Annotated in this window: 14 protein-coding genes; 6 read left to right on the forward strand and 8 right to left on the reverse strand. The window is 71.4% G+C overall.

Annotated features, from left to right (window positions below; translation table 11 throughout):
* Positions 1–3: 3 nt before the first annotated feature.
* From OWM54_RS00950 to OWM54_RS00960, 3 genes are all read right to left on the reverse strand, one after another.
* Positions 4–507: a hypothetical protein gene (locus OWM54_RS00950; protein WP_267696353.1), complete on the reverse strand. Its 504-nt coding sequence runs from the start codon at positions 505–507 to the stop codon at positions 4–6.
* 74 nt (positions 508–581) lie between these two features.
* Positions 582–1,550 (reverse strand): porphobilinogen synthase, encoded by a 969-nt coding sequence (gene hemB / locus OWM54_RS00955; RefSeq protein WP_267696354.1) that lies wholly within the window; start codon positions 1,548–1,550, stop codon positions 582–584.
* Between the two features lie 64 nt (positions 1,551–1,614).
* Positions 1,615–1,824 (reverse strand): hypothetical protein, encoded by a 210-nt coding sequence (locus OWM54_RS00960; protein ID WP_141331311.1) that lies wholly within the window; start codon positions 1,822–1,824, stop codon positions 1,615–1,617.
* Positions 1,825–2,073: 249 nt separating this feature from the next.
* Here OWM54_RS00960 and OWM54_RS00965 point away from each other — a divergent pair, with 249 nt between their 5' ends.
* The 4 genes from OWM54_RS00965 (at position 2,074) to OWM54_RS00980 (ending at position 8,388) form a co-directional block, all read left to right on the forward strand.
* On the forward strand, positions 2,074–3,018 hold the full coding sequence (locus tag OWM54_RS00965; RefSeq protein ID WP_223749962.1) for an ABC transporter ATP-binding protein: 945 nt from the start codon (positions 2,074–2,076) through the stop codon (positions 3,016–3,018).
* Positions 3,015–3,851: a hypothetical protein gene (locus OWM54_RS00970; protein WP_267696355.1), complete on the forward strand. Its 837-nt coding sequence runs from the start codon at positions 3,015–3,017 to the stop codon at positions 3,849–3,851. The genes OWM54_RS00965 and OWM54_RS00970 overlap by 4 nt, the downstream gene beginning before the upstream one ends.
* A gap of 1 nt (position 3,852) precedes the next feature.
* Complete coding sequence (locus OWM54_RS00975; protein WP_223784410.1) at positions 3,853–5,016, forward strand: hypothetical protein; 1,164 nt, start codon at positions 3,853–3,855, stop codon at positions 5,014–5,016.
* A gap of 150 nt (positions 5,017–5,166) precedes the next feature.
* Positions 5,167–8,388: a fused MFS/spermidine synthase gene (locus tag OWM54_RS00980; RefSeq protein ID WP_267696356.1), complete on the forward strand. Its 3,222-nt coding sequence runs from the start codon at positions 5,167–5,169 to the stop codon at positions 8,386–8,388.
* Positions 8,389–8,425: 37 nt separating this feature from the next.
* Here the strand turns inward: OWM54_RS00980 and OWM54_RS00985 are convergent, their stop codons facing one another.
* The 3 genes from OWM54_RS00985 to OWM54_RS00995 form a co-directional block, all read right to left on the reverse strand.
* A complete protein-coding gene (locus OWM54_RS00985) occupies positions 8,426–9,220 on the reverse strand; it encodes a tRNA1(Val) (adenine(37)-N6)-methyltransferase (RefSeq protein ID WP_267696357.1) in 795 nt (264 codons plus the stop codon).
* Between the two features lie 9 nt (positions 9,221–9,229).
* Positions 9,230–10,375 (reverse strand): DUF1015 family protein, encoded by a 1,146-nt coding sequence (locus tag OWM54_RS00990; protein ID WP_267696358.1) that lies wholly within the window; start codon positions 10,373–10,375, stop codon positions 9,230–9,232.
* Between the two features lie 69 nt (positions 10,376–10,444).
* Positions 10,445–11,674 carry a hypothetical protein gene (locus OWM54_RS00995; protein WP_267696359.1) on the reverse strand — a complete coding sequence of 410 codons (1,230 nt, stop codon included), beginning with the start codon at positions 11,672–11,674 and terminating at the stop codon, positions 10,445–10,447.
* Between the two features lie 182 nt (positions 11,675–11,856).
* Here OWM54_RS00995 and OWM54_RS01000 point away from each other — a divergent pair, with 182 nt between their 5' ends.
* Together OWM54_RS01000 and OWM54_RS01005 are read left to right on the forward strand one after the other, a co-directional pair.
* A complete protein-coding gene (locus OWM54_RS01000) occupies positions 11,857–13,320 on the forward strand; it encodes a deoxyribodipyrimidine photo-lyase (protein WP_223750039.1) in 1,464 nt (487 codons plus the stop codon).
* A gap of 107 nt (positions 13,321–13,427) precedes the next feature.
* Entirely contained in the window at positions 13,428–13,748 is a 321-nt protein-coding gene (locus OWM54_RS01005; RefSeq protein WP_046713526.1) for a polyhydroxyalkanoic acid system family protein, read from the forward strand.
* A 24-nt stretch (positions 13,749–13,772) separates the two neighbouring features.
* On the opposite strand, the gene OWM54_RS01010 is transcribed toward OWM54_RS01005, so the two are convergent.
* On the reverse strand, positions 13,773–15,557 hold the full coding sequence (locus tag OWM54_RS01010) for a CheR family methyltransferase (RefSeq protein ID WP_267696360.1): 1,785 nt from the start codon (positions 15,555–15,557) through the stop codon (positions 13,773–13,775).
* A complete protein-coding gene (locus tag OWM54_RS01015) occupies positions 15,551–16,555 on the reverse strand; it encodes a chemotaxis protein CheB (protein WP_223750040.1) in 1,005 nt (334 codons plus the stop codon). The genes OWM54_RS01010 and OWM54_RS01015 overlap by 7 nt, the downstream gene beginning before the upstream one ends.
* Between the last annotated feature and the right edge of the window lie 11 nt (positions 16,556–16,566).

A 16,566-nucleotide genomic window follows, 5' to 3' on the forward strand; every position in this document is an offset into this window, starting at 1 on the left:
CGCTCACTCCTCGGGCTCCAACGTGAGACCCTCCTCGGGTGGCTCCGGCTCGTCCAACCCCGCCAGCCGCGCCAGCCGCTCATGCGCGCTCAAGGGATGGAACGGAGGATGGGAACCCTCGCCCGGCGTCCACGCATTCCCCGCCGACGTCGGCCCCGACTCGGACAGGCGCAAGAGCTTCGCCCGCGCGGCGTCCTCGTCCGGCGCCGCCGCCACGCCTTCCCGGGTGAAGAAGATGAACGCCATGGCCGGCCGCTTGGAGGACTCGCGCATCGCGAACTGCACGCCGTCCAGGTTCCAGCCCTTCGCCGTCCACTCGTTCAGGGTGCGCTCCAGCGCCCCCTCGTCCACCGTGGACAGCTCGACCACTTTGTACTGCAACGAAGCCCCGGTACGAATCACGGGGGCGCGCCGGGTGCCGGAGCGCTTCGGCTTCGCCGGACCGCGCCGACGTTGGGGCGGGGGCTTCTCCGACTTGCGTCTGGGACGCTTCTTCTTGGTGGGCATCGTGCGCCGGCTATTTGGACGCAACGCCCGCGGCGGATCAAGCGCAACCCGCGCGCGGGCCCTGGTGGTGTTGGCTACAGGAGCTTCGCGGCTTCCAGCGCGTGGTAGGTGATGATGAGGTCGGCGCCCGCGCGCTTGATGCCGGTGAGCGTCTCCAGCATCACCCGTTCGTAGTCAATCCAACCATTCTGGCCGGCGGCCTTGAGCATGGCGTACTCGCCGGAGACGTTGTAGGCGGCCAGCGGCAGGTCGAAGCGCTCGCGCACGGCGCGGATGACGTCCAGGTAGGCCAGGGCGGGCTTCACCATCAGCATGTCGGCGCCCTCCTCCACGTCCAGCGCGGCCTCCTTGAGCGCCTCGCGCACGTTGCCCGGGTCCATCTGGTAGCCGCGGCGGTCTCCAGACTTGGGCGTGCTCTGGGCGGCCTCGCGGAAGGGGCCGTAGTAGCCGGAGGCGTACTTCACCGCGTAGGACATGATGGGGACGTCGATGAGGCGCACCTCGTCCAGCGCCTTGCGGATGGCGCCCACGCGGCCGTCCATCATGTCCGAGGGGGCGATGATGTCCGCGCCCGCCTGGGCGCAGGTGACGGCCATCTGCGCGAGCAGCGGCAGTGTGGCGTCGTTGACCACGTGGCCGTCCTCCAGCACCCCGCAGTGGCCGTGGTCCGTGTACTCGCACAGGCACACGTCCGCGATGACCTGGAGGTCGGGCTCGGCCGCCTTGATTTCACGAATGGCGCGCTGGACGATTCCGTCGCGCGCGTAGCCCTGGGTGCCCTGCCCGTCCTTGTGGTCGGGGATGCCGAAGAGGATGACCGAGGGGACGCCCAGGGACTTCGCCAGGCGGGCCTCGGCCACGGCGTGCTCGAGCGAGAGGTTGAAGATGCCCGGCATGGAGGCGATGGGACGGCGCACGTCCCGGCCCTCCACGACGAAGAGGGGGTAGATGAAGTTCCCCGGGGCGAGGCGCGTCTCGCGCACCATCTCGCGCAGGACGGGCGAACGACGGAGGCGGCGGGGGCGGTGGACGGGATGGGCCATGGTGCTCGCCGGTATAAACCGGCGCGCCCACGCCTTCATCGTTTCCGTCCGGGCGCCCGCCCGCTCACCCTGCGACGAGCCTCCAGCTGTGCTGATGACGCCGGCCTTCCCGGGCGTGGCGCTGGGCGCGGGCCTCCGCGAGGTCCGCCTCGTGCAGCGCCCGGGCGTAGCGCACGCGCGCCGCCTCCCCGCCGGACGCCAGCTCCTGCTCGGCGGCCGCCAGCTCCCGACGGGCCTCTTCACGCTGCTGCTCGACGCGTTCCGCGTACGTCATCCACTTCCTCCTGCCTTGGGGTGTGCCGGCGGGGATTGCACGGGACGGACCAGCGGAGGGCCACATCGCAAGGGGGCGAAACGACGAGGTGTCGCGGCGCGGCAGCGACCTCGGGCGTGCGAAACCGATTTCCCAGGGCCGCGAAAACGAGGTCGCGGGGATTCGAAGCGGGTGCACGGCCGCACGCCCCTCCCCCGGAGGACCGACACAGGCAATCGCCGCACGGCTGGCTCGTCTACAGTTTCGACCGTGACATCCCAGACGCCCGCCATCGAAGTAACGAACCTGCGCAAGACGTACCAGCGCGCCTTCCGCAGGACGGGGAACATCGCCCTGCGGGGCATGGACCTGTCGGTTCCCCAAGGAAGTGCCTTCGGCCTCATCGGCCCCAACGGCGCGGGGAAGACGACGTTCATCAAGAGCCTGCTCGGCATCGTCCAGCCCACCGAGGGCACCGTGCGCGTCCTGGGCGGCACGCCCGAGGATGCCCGCATCCGCGCGCGCATCGGCTACCTGCCCGAGCGCCTGCACCTGCCCGGCTCGTGGACGCCCACCGCGTTCCTCGCGACGGTGCGCCAGCTCAAGGGCCTGAAGCCGGACGCGCCGGGCCACCTGAAGCTGCTCGAGCGCGTGGGCCTCTCGGACGCCGTGGGCCGGAAGATTGGTGGGTACTCCAAGGGCATGCGTCAGCGCTTGGGGCTGGCGGCGGCGCTCGTGGGGGAGCCGGAGCTGCTCATCCTGGACGAGCCCACGGACGGCATCGACCCGATGGGGCGCATGGAGGTGCGGCGCATCCTCCAGGAGGAGGTCCGGCGCGGCACGACGCTCTTCCTGAACTCGCACCTCTTGGCGGAGACGGAGCGCGTGTGCGATCGCGTGGCCATCCTCGCGGACGGCCGCGTGGTGCGCGAGGGGCGGCTGGAGGAGCTGGTGCGCGGCGGCTCGCGGTGGGTGGTGCGCTTCGCGCCGGGCACGAGCGCCGAGGCGCTGGCCGTCGCGGGCTTCACCCAGGCGCGGGCGGACGGCGTGTACCACGTGGAGGCCGAGGACCCGGCGGCGCTCAACGGCGCGCTGGACCGGGCGCGGGCCACCGGGGCGTTGCTGGTCGAGCTGCGGCGGGACGGGATGGATCTGGAGTCGGTGCTGCTGGGGACGATGGGCGCCGGCGCGGGGCGGGCGGAGGTGGCGGCATGAGGCCGGTGGTGGGAATCGCGGGTTACGTGCTGCGCGAGGCGGTGTCGCGCAAGTTCATCCTCGCCTTCATGGTGGGCATCACCCTGGTGCTGGCGGTGGTGGCGCTGAGCCTGAGGCTGGAGGTCATCGACGGGGCGCTGGCGGCGTCGCGGCTGTTCGGTCAGGACATCCGCGCGAACATCCAGTCCGTCGACGTGGCGTTGCGGCCGGTGTACCAGGCGGCGGCGTTCATCGTGTTCTACGGCGGCATCCTGTTCGGCATCGTCGCGTGCTCGGACTTCGCGCCCAGCCTGATGTCGCCGGGGCGCATCGAGCACCTGCTCGCGCTGCCCATCCAGCGCTGGCACCTGCTCGCGGGGACGTTCCTGGGGGTGATGACGCTGGCGCTGGGCGGGACGCTGTATGGCACCACGGGGCTGGTGCTCATCTTCGGGGTGAAGGCGGGGTACTGGACGGTGGGGCCGCTCGTCGCGGGGTTGATGGCGTGCGTGGGCTTCGCGGCGGTGTACGCGGTGATGTTGACCACGGCGACGCTGGTGCGCAGCGCGGCCTTGTGCGCGGCGGCGGGCTTCGCCTTCATGGTGGGCGGCATCATCGCGGGCAACCGGCAGCAGATCGCCCGGTTCTTCGAGGAGGGGCTGAGCCGCGACGCGTTCCTGGGGGTGACGCTGCTGCTCCCCCGGCTGTCCGCGCTGGCGGAGGCCGCCGGGGACCTGGCCGCGTCGCTGCCCCTGGAGGTGCGCTCGCTGGGGACGCTGCTGCTGGGCGTCTTCGTCTTCGGGATGGCGGCGCTGGTGGTGGGATTCTGGCGGTTCGAGGGAAAGGACTACTGAGATGGAGAGGCGCCAGAAGCGAGGGGCGTGGTTGGCGATGGCGGCGCTGCTGTTCGTGGCCGCGGCGGTGTTGATGTTCCTGGGTCAGGGCGACAAGACCGAGACCGAGGAGCCCAAGGTGGAGTTCCCCCGACGGATGCGCGCGCCGGAGCGTGAGCGCGCGGAGCGGCGCAGGACGCAGCCGACGCCCGTCGCGCCGGACGCGGGCGAGCAGGCCGCGGTGCCCGCGAAGCCGAGGGATCCACTGCTCGCGGCGCTGCCCCGGGGTCCGGGCAAGACGGCGGTGGTCATCGAGGCCAACGCGCTGAGGCACTCGCCCATCGGCGCGCTGCTGCTGGACTGCATGATGCGCGACGGCGGCAAGCAGCTGGAGCAGTTCCGCCAGAAGAGCGGCGTGGATCCGCTCCAGGACCTGGACCGGCTGGTCATCACCGACGAGGGGATGATGCTGTCGGGCAACTTCAGCAACGCGCGCTACCAGGAGCTGTTGGGCGACCGCGTGTCCGCGGACTACGGCCAGGGCGCGCGCGTGTACGAGCCGGGCGAGTCCACCGACACGCTGAAGGACGGCACCACCGTCACGCGACGGGGTGGGCCCTCCATCGGGACGTGGAACAACCAGCTGCTCGTCATGGGCAGGTCCCCCGACGAGGTGAAGGCCGCCATCGACCGCGTCGAGGGGCGCGGGCCGGACGAGCCGCCCGCCATCTCCGAGAACAGCACGTACGGAGAGATGTACGGTGTGCTGTCCGTGGAGCACATCGCCCGGCTGCTGCCGAAGGAGCAGGCGGCGCTAGCGCAGCGGCTGCGTGACGTGGCCCAGAACGTGGAGCTGCACCTGGACGCCAGCTCGGACGTGGCGCTGGTGGCGGAGATCCAGGGCGCCAACGCGGACGACGTGACGGACCTGGGCAAGTCCCTGGGCGCCGCGCTGTCACTGGCGCGCATCAAGGCCCAGGCGGGCGAGGACAAGGACCTGGCCCAGCTGCTCGACTTCGCCAAGGTGAAGCCGGATGGCAACTCCTTCACCCTGGAGATGGCCGTCCCCCTGGCCGTCATCCAGGAGCGGCTGGCCTTCTGCAAGGAGGAGCGCCGCGCCGCCGAGGCCGCTGTCCCCACCGGGAGCGAGGCCAAGGTGGGGGTCGAGCAGGCCCCAGCGCCCTGATCCACGGCCGGACGCCCGGTGGGCGCATGCTCTCCGAGCGTCCGGAGGACCGAGCGCCATGGCCAAGTCGCGGGGATCTCTGCGACACTCTCGCGCCGTAAGGCCTGTCTCACCCCCCTCGAGACAGTCCCCCGACGAGAGAACCGATTGATGATTTCACGTGTGTCGAGGGTCGCCCCGTTGCTGTTCGGCTCGGGGCTCTGCGCCCTTGTCTACCAGACGGTGTGGCTGCGGGAGTTCCGTCTCATCTTCGGCGCCAGCACCGCGGCGTCGGCGGCCGTGCTGGCCATCTTCATGGCGGGGCTGGGACTGGGCGGTGTGCTCCTCGGCGCGCGCGCGGACCGGAACCCACGCCCGCTGAACTACTACGCCAACCTGGAGCTGCTCATCGCGGCCAGCGCGGGCTTGAGCCCGTTCCTGGTGGAGCTGGCGCGCGCGGCCTACATCGGCGTCGGCGGCACGCCCAGCCTGGGGCTCTTCGGCGGCAGCGTGGCGCGGCTGGTGCTCTCCACGCTCGTGCTCGCCGTGCCGACGGTGCTGATGGGCGGCACGCTGCCGGCCGCCGCGCGCGCGGTGCAGTCGGATGAGGACCCCGCGCGTCGACACCTCGCCATCCTCTACGGCGTCAACACGCTGGGCGCCGTCACCGGCGCGACGCTGTCCACCTTCTTCATGCTGGAGGTGTACGGCAACCGCACCACGCTGTGGATCGCCTGCCTCCTCAACGCGGCCGTCGCCATCTGCGCGCGCAGCGTGAGCCGCTCCATGGAGCCGGAGGCCGCGACGGCGAAGCCCCAGGCCGCGTCCGAGCCCTCCGCCGGCGCGCAGGAGCCCGCGGCTCCGCTCGCGACGCCGTCCGCCCAGGCCACGCCCACCTCCCGCTTCGCCCTGGTGGCGGCGTTGCTCGTGGGCTTCGCGTTCCTGCTGATGGAGCTCGTGTGGTACCGGATGCTGGGCCCCATCCTGGGTGGCAGCACCTTCACCTTCGGCCTCATCCTCGCCATGGCCCTGCTGGGCATCGGCCTGGGTGGCGCGGCCTACTCGTTCTTCTTCCGCCACCGGCCGGCCACGTTGTCGGGCTTCGCCCTGACGTGCGCCGCGGAGGCCGCGTTCATCGCCCTGCCCTTCGCGCTCGGAGACCGGCTCGCCGTCTTCGCCGCGCTGCTGCGCCCGCTGGGCGGAGTCGGCTTCGGCGGGATGATGCTGGCCTGGGCCCTGGTGGCCTCGGTGGTCATCCTGCCCGCGGCGTTCATCTCCGGCGTCCAGTTCCCGCTGCTGCTCGCGCTCGTGGGCAAGGGCAGCAAGGACGTGGGCAAGCAGGTGGGCCAGATCTACGCCTGGAACACGGTGGGCTCCATCGTGGGCTCGCTGGCGGGTGGCTTCGGGGTGATTCCGCTGATGACGGCGCCCGTCACCTGGCAGCTCGTCGCGGGGCTGCTCGCCGTGCTGGGGCTCGCGTCGGCCGCGCTGTCGATGAAGGTGGAGCAGCGGGTGTCCGCGCTGTTCGTGCCGGCTTCCGTCGGAGCGCTCGCGCTGGTGCTGCTGTCGGCCCAGGGCCCCTCAGCGGTGTGGCGACACGGCGGCGTGGGCGCCGGACGCGACATGCTCAACCAGTCGAGCATCAACCACATCGAGGCCTGGGAGCGGAACCGCGCCCGCGGCATGGTCTGGGAGAAGGACGGCGTGGAGAGCAGCGTCGCGCTCAACTCGAGCGTCGGCCTGTCCTTCATCGTCAACGGAAAGACGGACGGCAACACCATCGGCGACGCGCCGACCCAGGTGATGAGCGGCCTGCTCGGCGCGCTGCTCCACGAGGACCCCAAGAACTCGCTCGTCATCGGCCTGGGCACCGGCAGCACGGCGGGCTGGCTGGGCGCCATTCCCGGCATGGAGCGGGTGGACGTGGTGGAGATCGAATCCGCCATCCTGGAGGTCGCCCGGCAGTGCTCCGCCGTCAACCAGAACGTGATGGACAACCCGAAGGTCCACACCTTCGTCGCCGACGCGCGCGAGGTGCTGCTGACCACGCGGCAGCGCTACGACATCATCTTCTCCGAGCCCTCCAACCCGTACCGCGCGGGCATCGCCAGCCTCTTCACGCGCGACTTCTACCAGGCCGTGAAGCAGCGGATGGCGGATGGCGGCATCTTCGTGCAGTGGCTGCAGGCTTACGAGGTCGACGCGCTCACCGTGCAGAGCGCCTTCGCCACGCTCGCCTCGGAGTTCGAGTCCGTGGAGACGTGGCAGGTCCACACCGGAGACCTGTTGCTCGTAGCGACGCACAAGCCCCTGGTCCATGACGTGGACAAGCTGCGGGCGCGCATCGCCGAGGTGCCCTACCGCGACGCGCTGCGCACCACCTGGCGCACGGACGAGGTGGAGGGCGTGCTCGCGCGCTTCGTGGCGGGCCCCGACTTCACCGCGAAGGTGGCGGAGCAGAGCCAGGAGTTCATCAACACGGATGACGTGTCGTTCATGGAGTTCGCCTTCGCCCGCAGCCTGGGACGCGACACCGGCTTCTCCATCCAGACGCTGCGGGAAGTCGCGAACGCGCTCGGCATGGGCCGCCCCGCCATCCGGGGGCAGGTGGACTGGAACCGGGTGACGCTCAACCGCGCGTGGAGCGCGATTCCGCTCTCGAACGAGGAGCGGCTCGGCGCCCCCGTGCAGGCAGTGGCCCCGACCATCGACGCCTACTACCGCAAGCAGTGGCCCGCCATCCGCGCACGCTGGCAGAAGGAGCCCTGGGAGCCTCGTGGCCCCCGAGAGCAGCTCGCGCTCACCCACGCTCTCGCGAACCAGGGCGATGACGCGGCCCTCAAGTACCTGGAGCCACTGCGCGCGACGCTGCCGGTGGAGGCGGACCTGCTGGAGGGGCTGCTGCGACTGCGCCAGCGCAAGATTCCGGAGGCCGCCGCGCTGTTCGAGCGAGGCTTCATCGCCCACCGGACGAATCCCTGGCCCGACCGCGACGTGGTCTCCGCCATCCTTCCCCAACTGCACATCATCGCCCGCGCGGACAAGGCGCTCGGCCGCAGGCTGGTGGACGTCCTCGCCCAGCCGTTCGCCTCCCACGCGCTGACGATGGCGCGCGAGGAGACGCGCATCGAGCTGGCCCACGTGGTGGACTGGCTGGGCCTGTGCGTCTCCGTCCTGGAGCCGGTGGAGCCCAACACCGTCTGGGACAGCAAGCAGTTGGATGACCGCCGGCGCTGCTACGAACACCACAGGCATGCCCTGGCGGAGCGGGCCAGCACCGAGTTGGAGCGCCTGCTCGCCAACGCTCCCTCCGTGTTCATGGCGGAGACGGTCGAATCGCTCCCGACCGCGCGCCCGACCGCCCCCGCCATGGCCACCGAGACGGCGCCGTAGCACGGACGCACCGAGGGCGGCCCACACCGGGCCGCCCTCACACCACCATGGCGCGCACCTCGTCCGTGAAGGCATGCTCGTCCTCGGTGTGCACCACCAACGGTGGCAGGACGGTCAGCTCCGCGGGTCCCCCCTTCACTGCGTGCAGCAGCACCAGCTTCGCGGGCCGGTCCGCGCGCGGATGGACCCACCGCACCACGCGCGGCTCCAGCCCGAAGACGCGCAGCACCGTCACCAGCTCCGCGAAGCGTGACGCCGGGTACACCATGCACAGCCCTCCCCGGGGTTCGAGCAGGTGCGCAGCGGCCCTCGACACGTCCGACAGCTCGCACGCGAGCTCATGCCTCGCCAGCGCCTTCTCCGTGGACAGGCTGGTGTGCCCCGTCGCCCGCGCGCGGTAGGGCGGATTGCACAGCACCTGCGCGAAGCCGCCCGCCGGGAACTGCTCGTCCACGCGCCGCAAATCCCCCAACACCAGCGACACCTCGCGCTCGCAGTGGTTGAGCAGCACGTTGCGTCGCGCCAGGGAGAACAGGCCCGGCTGCAGCTCGAGCCCGAGGAGGTCCTTGCCGCGCCACCGACAGGCGAGCACCAGCGGGATGATGCCGCAGCCCGTGCCCAGGTCCATCAGCCGCCGGCGCCCCGCGCCGCCCACCGACACCGCGAAGTGCACCAGCAACAGCGGGTCCAACGTGAAGCGATAGCCCAGCCGGCGCTGGAGCACCCGCACCGCTCCGCCACAGATGGCATCCAACGTCTCGCCGGGCCCCGCCTGGAGCTCCGGCGCCGAGCGCCCCGACTCGTCCGGCGCGCTGTGCGTCAGCCCCCTCACGCGGGCGGACTACGCTTCCGTGTCGAGGAACAGCAGGCCCGCCGGAGGCAACGGCTCCACCCGGAGTGTCCTCGGCGGCAGCGTGGCCTGCGCCTCCATCACCGCGCGCACCTCCCAGATGGGCGGCGGATTGAGCGCGAAGCCGACCTGGAACGTGCCCGACTCCACCCCCTTCACCAGCGTCTCCAGCCCCTGCACCGGGAACACCTGGGGATGTCCCGCCGCCTCGGGCTCGCGGATGCCCAGCACCGTCCTCAGCACCAGCGCGTTGAGCAGCGCCAGGTCCAGGCTGCGCAGCGTCGGGTTGCGCGGCGCGCCCTTCAGGTGCGCCAGGTCCAACCCCTGTCGGAAGCGCAGGATGCGCCCCCTGCCGCCCGGCAACACCAGCAGCACCGCGTGGTGCCCGGTGATGAGCGTCGCCAGCCGCTCCCGCGCGGCGACGAGCCCTCGAGGTGTGTCGAGCGGCTCGTCCAGTTCGTACACCCGCGCGTACGCGGTGACGAGGGTGAGGAAGGTCTCCTCCTTGAACGTCTCCACGCCCTTGAGCGCGCGGTGGATGGGGAGCACCTCCAGCCCCGGGTCCGACAGGGGCACCACCGCGGCCAGCGTGGGCCCGCCTTCCGCCAGCGCGCTGAGCGGGCGCATGGGGGCCTCGTCCAGCACGGCCTGGATGCGCTTGGAGACGGGCGAAGGTTCGATGCGGCGCAGCGACAGCGGGTGGCCGTCGTAGTCCCCCTCCCACACCAGGGTGGAGCGCTCGCTCGCCTCGGCCAGCAGGCCCCGGAAGACACCATGGTCGTCCGCGGTCAGCGTGACGGCGGGCTCGGCCTCCCACGCACGGGGCCGGTACGGGTCATCCTCCAGCGGGGTGCCCGCGTCCGGCCGCAGCGAGCACAGCAGGTAGCGGACCGGTGGGCCGCCCAGCTTGCCCGCCGGGCTGTGGACCTCCACCACGTAGAGCGCGGGCCGGGCGTCGCGCAGCAACGTGCCCGACTCCCGCTGGCGTCGCAGCTCCGCCGAGGGGTTGGCGGCCTCCAGCAGGGGCCGGACGTGGGAAGGCTGGGGCACCGCGTTGCTGCGCGGCACGTAGCCGCTGGGCTCGAGGGTCCGAGCCAGCGGGGTCAGCAGGGCCGTGAAGGGATGGACGCGCGCCATGTCGCGAGGAAAGGTGGTGTCTGCCTCCCCTCGGTGCCACGACGCATGCTCGCCCGCCCCCCGGGCCGTCTACCACCAGACGTTGCGGTAGGGCCGGTCCTTGGCGGACTTCAGCGCGGAGCGGTCCACGCTCTCCTCCCACAGCAGGCTCACCGTGGTGATGGCGCCCGCGGAGCCGAGGAAGGACAGCACGTACGGCGTCGACTGGTCGAAGCCGCCCAGCACCAGGCCGGAGATGAGCAGCACCGCCGCGCCCACGCCCGCGCCGAACAGGTCCGCGCGCAGAATCTGCGAGGGCGTCGGGTTGTAGCGCATGGTGGCCAGCGCCAGCGCGCCCGCGCCGATGCCCGGCGCGAGCAGCAGCGTGTCCCGCCACGTCTTCGAGGAGATGTCCGTTCCGGAGAAGTGGATGACGGCCAGCAGCAGCGCCGCGTAGGCCGCGCCCCACCCCGCGCCGGAGGAGATCAACAGGCCGTCGTTCAGCGGGAGCTGCCCGCCGCCGAGCCCCGCCGTCAGCCACGCGCCCAGCTCCGCGCCCAGGAACGCGGACCAGGTGAGCACCCCCGCGTCCTGGGTGAAGAGGTCCATGAAGCCGGCCATGAAGGCGCCGCCCACGCCCGAGTTGATGATGGTGAAGGACGCCATGGGCTTGTCCACCCAGTTGTTGAATTGCCACCAGGAGGACGCGCCGAAGCCCAGGCCCGCGCCAATCAACGTGCCGGCCAGCATCGCCTCGCGCGAGCTCTGGTCGAAGTCGAAGTCATTGGCGAACGCCTGCGTGAAGAAGCCACCCAGCGCGCCCAGCGCGGTGTGATGCGCGATGAAGCGGAAGCTGCCCGGCCCCGACAGGAAGGGCCCCAGGCGCTGACGCCCATCCAGGATGGCGCCGCTGTCCACATACGGCGGCGGCGTGGCCGAGGCCGACGGCGTCAGCGACGCGGGCGTGCCGTCCTGCGTCAGCGGTGACTGGCGCAGGTCCGGCGCGTCCGCGCGCGGCACGTCTGACGTTTGTGGAGGGTTGTCCACGCGAGGCATCGTCGCCGGGTCCGGAGGAGTGGCCGGCACGGTGTTCGACGGCGGCGGCTCGGCCATCCGAGGGTCGGCGTACGGGTCCACGGGCGGCAGCGGCGACGGCTCCGGCGGAGTCGAGGGCGCGGGATCCTGCGGAGGATACGCGGGCTGCGCCGGAGCCGGCTCCGACGGGTACGACGAGCCCACCTGGGCGCGCGCGCCTTCGGGCGTCGCGAGCAGCAGCGTGAAGACGGAGCAGAGACAGAGCCAGTTTCGCAGAGGTGACACGCAAGGACTCCTTGGGTCCAAACGACACAAGACCACAACCCAGGCCCGGGTGGTGTTTTTTGCGCGCACCTGGGCGGGTGGAAGTGTGTCTCGGTGGCTCGAAGCGTCACGGGCACGGCATTCGTGCACGGCTGCTTCAATTCCCTCGCGACCCGGAGCGACCTCGGGCATCCGTGCGCATCATGCCCAACGGGTTCTCGTGGTCCGAGCTCGATGTCGACTCCGCTCGTGTGGTCGTCATCAAGGATGTCCCCCTGCCCTCCTCACGTCGGGACTTCGTCCTGTACTGGTGCATGGTCAACCATCGCGCCGAGGAGAACCACGCGCTCGATGCGGCCATCGCGCTGGGCAACCACCTGGGGTTGCCCGTCGTCGTGTATCAAGCGCTGCGTCCGGACTACCCCCATGCATCGGACCGGCTCCACGCGTGGGCGCTGGAGGGCATGGCGGACCTCGCGTCGGCCTTCGCGTCGCGCGGCCTGCCCTACTGGCTGGAGCTGCCGCGCACGACGAAGCAGCATCGCCCCCGACTGGCGGAGCTGGGACGGCGCGCGGCGGCGGTGGTGTCCGACCTCTTCCCCACGTACATCATCCCCGGCCACTTGCGAGGCGCGGCCAAGGCCCTGGATGTGCCGCTGTTCGCGGTGGACGCCTCGTGCGTGGTGCCCATGCAGCGCATCCCCACGGTGCAGGCCGGCGCGTACACGCTGCGCCCCAAGCTCCAGAAGCTGTGGCCCGAGTACCTTGGACGGACGTTGCGCGCGCGTCCGGTGAAGGCCGCGGCCGCGGGGCGCGCCCTGGAGCCGGACTTCGAGCTGGCCGACGCGAAGCAGGCCCGGCAGGAGCTGTCCGCCTTCCACATCGACCACAAGGTGGCGGCGCTCGAGGAGCGCGGTGGACGCAAGGCGGCGCTCAAGACGCTGGAGGCCTTCCTCCACGGCAAGCTCGACGGCTACGACACCGAGCGCAATGACCCCGGCCGCGCGCACCAGTCCGGCCTGTCCCCCTTCTTCCACTGGGGCAACCTCTTCGCGGGCGAGGCGGCCCGGGCGGCCATCCGCGCGCGCGGCACGGACCACCCCGCGGTGAGGAGCTTCCTCGAGGAGCTGCTGGTGCGGCGCGAGCTGGGCTTCAACTTCTGCTTCCACACGCCCGAGGACAAGCAGCTCTCCGTGGAGTCCCTGCCGGGCTGGGCGCGCGAGACGCTGTCCACCCACCAGAAGGACCCGCGCGAGCACCTGTACTCCCTGGAGCAGTTGGAGCACGCGCGCACGGCGGACGGCCTGTGGAACGCGGCGCAGCGCGAGCTCCTGGAGCGCGGCCGCATCCACAACTACCTGCGCATGCTGTGGGGCAAGAAGATCCTCGAGTGGAGCGCCACGCCCGACGAGGGCCTGAAGCGCATCGCCCACCTCAATGACAAGTACGCGGTGGACGGCAGGGACCCCGCGAGCGTGGCCAACTTCATGTGGGTCCTGGGGCTGCACGACAGGCCGTTCCAGGAGCGCAAGGTGCTGGGCAAGGTGCGGCCGATGAGCTCGCCGCGCACGGCGGAGAAGTTCAACCTGGCGCCTTACATGACGCGCTGGGGCCGGCCGGGAGATCCGCCGGTGAAGCTCAAGCGCTCACGCCGCGTCCAGGAGTGATGCGCCGGGCCGTTGACATTCGTGCGCTCAAGGGTGACTCGGCGGTTCCCTTCTCGGCCCGGCGTCGATAAACGAATGGCCAGGACACTGAAATCAGGAGCCGTGCCATGGGCATGCTGAAGTTCGATATCCCCCACTCCCTGCCGAAGGACCAGGTGAAGCAGCGCGTCGAGGAGCTCCTCCGGTACTGGGGTGGCAAGTACGGAGTGAAGGCCGACTGGCAGGGCGAGGGCGCCAAGATTGTCGGCAAGGTGATGGGCATCCAGCTGGACGCCTCGTTCGTCATCACCGACAAGGCCGTCGAGGGCGAGGGCACGGACCCGGGCATGCTCCTGCGCGGGCAGGCCAAGTCCTACCTCCAGAAGAAGTTCGGCGCCGTGCTGGACCCCAGCAAGTCGCTGGACCAGGTGAAGTCCTCGCTGGACTGAGGGCCCTCGGCCTCCGCGCGACACTCAGTGCGGAGGCTGCTCCTCCAGCGCGGCGAGCGCATAGCGCGCCGCGCGGGAGATGGCCTCGGCCGAGTCCAGCATCTCCGGGTAGTGCCCCGCCAGCGTGCGCTGGGGGAAGCGCAGCTGCGCAATCGCGTTGCGGTAGCTGCGACGGGCCGCCTCGGAGTCGTGGCTGCGCTCCTGCACCTGTGCCAGCAGGTAGTGGCCGATGGCGAGCGTGGGCTCCAGGAAGAGCGCCTTGCCCAGCTCCGAGCGCGCCTCCCGCAGCTCCCCGGCCTGCAGCGCGGCCACGCCGCCGAACACGCGCGCCTCCACGCACAGCGGCTCGCGCTGGATGGCCTGGGCGAACGCCTCCCGCGCCTCGGTGATGCGGCCGGTGAGCGAGTAGAGATTGCCCAGCGTGAGCAGCGCGTCGAGATCACTCGGCTCGTCCACCAGCAGGCGCTGCACGCCCTGGATGGCGGCGGGGAAATCCCCCTGCGTCATCTTCCGCACCGCCATGGCCAGCCGCTCCGCGGGAGGCAGCAGCTTGGGCCACGCGGTGGCGGCGGGAAGCTCACCGGTGACGGTGCGCGCGGGCGCGGACACCGCCGGCAGCTCCACGGTGGGACGCGTGCGGACCGCGTCCGCGGCGCTCACCGCCGGCAGCTCCACGGTGACGCGGGGACGGCCCAGGTCGTTGGTCTTCGTCGTCGCGGGCGGCTGCGTGCCGGAGGCCTGCGTCGTGGACGCGGCGGGCAGCGGGCGCACGGCCGGGAAGGCACCGGAGAGCGCGCCGGGACCTCGGGTGGACGCGGTGTCCGGGGTGCTCGCGCGAGGACGGGCGCCCTGGGCCAGCTCGACCGCGGGGCGGGCGTAGACGGCCGGGGAGAAGGGCTCGGGCTCCGGCGCGCGGGCCGGCGGCTCGGTGGAGACGGGGTACGGGTGGATGCGCAGCGGCGGCGGACGGTAGCCCTTGTCGCTGGGCGGGCGCCGGTACACGAAGGCGCCGTCGACCTCGATCATCTCGAAGCGGTCATAGACCTTGAAGAGGCTCTCCGAGTACCCGAGGAACAAGAGCCCCCCGGGCCGGAGCGCGCTCAGGAAGCGGTCCATCAGCCCGCGGATGGTGGGCAGGTCGAAGTAGATGATGACGTTGCGGCAGAGGATGAGGTCCAGCGAGTTCAGCGCGACCTTGTCGAAGACGGGGACCGCCAGGTTCTGTCCATCGAAGCGGATGTACTCACGCAGCGCGGGCAGCGCCTCGTGGCCATCCTCGACGGGGCGGAAGAAGCGGGCCAGCCGCTCCGGATGGATGCTGATGCTCCGGCGCGTGGAGAACCTCCCCTGCCGGGCGGCCTCCACCGCGGCCAGGTTCAGGTCGGTGGCCCACAGGTCCACCTCCGCGGACAGCGCCCCCAGCTCCGCCAGCACCATGGCCATGCTGTAGGGCTCCTCGCCCGTCGCACAGCCCGCGGACCAGATGGACACCTTGCGCATCTCCCGCCGCGCGCGGGCGAGCAGGTCCGGCAGCACGCTCTTCTCCAGCGCGCGGAACTGCTTGGCGTCGCGGAAGAACTCCGTGTGCCCCACCGTCACCAGGGGCAACAGCGAGCGCAGCTCCTCCTCGCCCCCCACGCCCGTCAGCCTCTGGAGGTAGCGCTCCGGCTCCTCGATGCCGAGCACGGGCATCCGGGTGGACAGGGCCAGCCGCAGGCTGTGGAACCCATCCGGGGTGATCTTCAGCCCCGCGCGCTCCAGGAGGAGCGCGGCCAGTTGCTGAAGCACTTTGTTGCTCACGTTCAGCACGCTTCCACCCACTGCACCAACGTGGGGCCGATGCGCTCCAGCGGCAGCACCTCCTGCGCCGCCCCGAGCAACACCGCCTCGCGAGGCATGCCCCACACCGCGGACGTGCTCTCATCCTGGGCGATGGTCCGCCCTCCCCGCTCCCGGATCTCCTTCATCCCCCGAGCCCCATCCCGCCCCATTCCCGTCAGGATGACTCCGACACAGCGCGAGCCGAAGGACTCCCCGGCCGAAGTGAGCAGCATGTCACACGAGGGCCGGAATCCACGGAGCGCGGGCCCCGAGTCCAGCTCCAACCTGCCCTCCGGTCGCACCAACAGGTGACTGCCCGACGGGGCGATGTACACCGTCCCGGGAACCATCACCATGCCGTGCTCCGCCTCCGTCACTCCCAGCGCCGTCTCCATCGTCAGCCAGTGCGCGAGGCCCTCCGTGAAGCCCTCGCTGATGTGCTGGCAGTAGGCGATGGGCGCGGGAAAGTCTCGTGGAATCTTCCGCAGTACCTGTGCGACCGCCTTGGGGCCCCCCAGGGAGGCGGCTATGGCCACCAGGGGATAGGGCGGCGCGGGCAGGTCCTCCTTGGGCAGCTTCGCCGAGGGGCGCGTCTGGGTCTGCCGCACGGCCTTCACCTGGGCCAGCATCACCAGCTTGCGCGACACGTGGGCCCAGAACTCCGGGCCGGGAATCGCCGGGCGCTCCATCACGTCCAGCGCGCCCAGGGCCATGGCCTGGAAGGCCTCCTGGCCGGTGAGGGCCCCGGGGTGGAGCGCCAGCACGGGCACGGGCCGCCCTGCCATCACCTGCTCGATGGCCTCCAGCGCCTCCAGGCCGGTGAGGTCCACCAGCGCCACGTCCGGGAAGTGGCGCTGCACGGCGACGAGCGCGCCGGGGAAGTCGACCTCGGCGGGCCCCACCGGGACGAGCGACTCGCCGTCGAACAGGCCCCGGGCCGCGAGCGCGCGCAGCCCCTTGCCCACCATGAGCACCCTGAACGCCATCGCCGCCGCGA

This window comes from Myxococcus sp. MISCRS1 (assembly GCF_026626605.1).
In the GTDB taxonomy this organism is placed as follows: domain Bacteria; phylum Myxococcota; class Myxococcia; order Myxococcales; family Myxococcaceae; genus Myxococcus; species Myxococcus fulvus.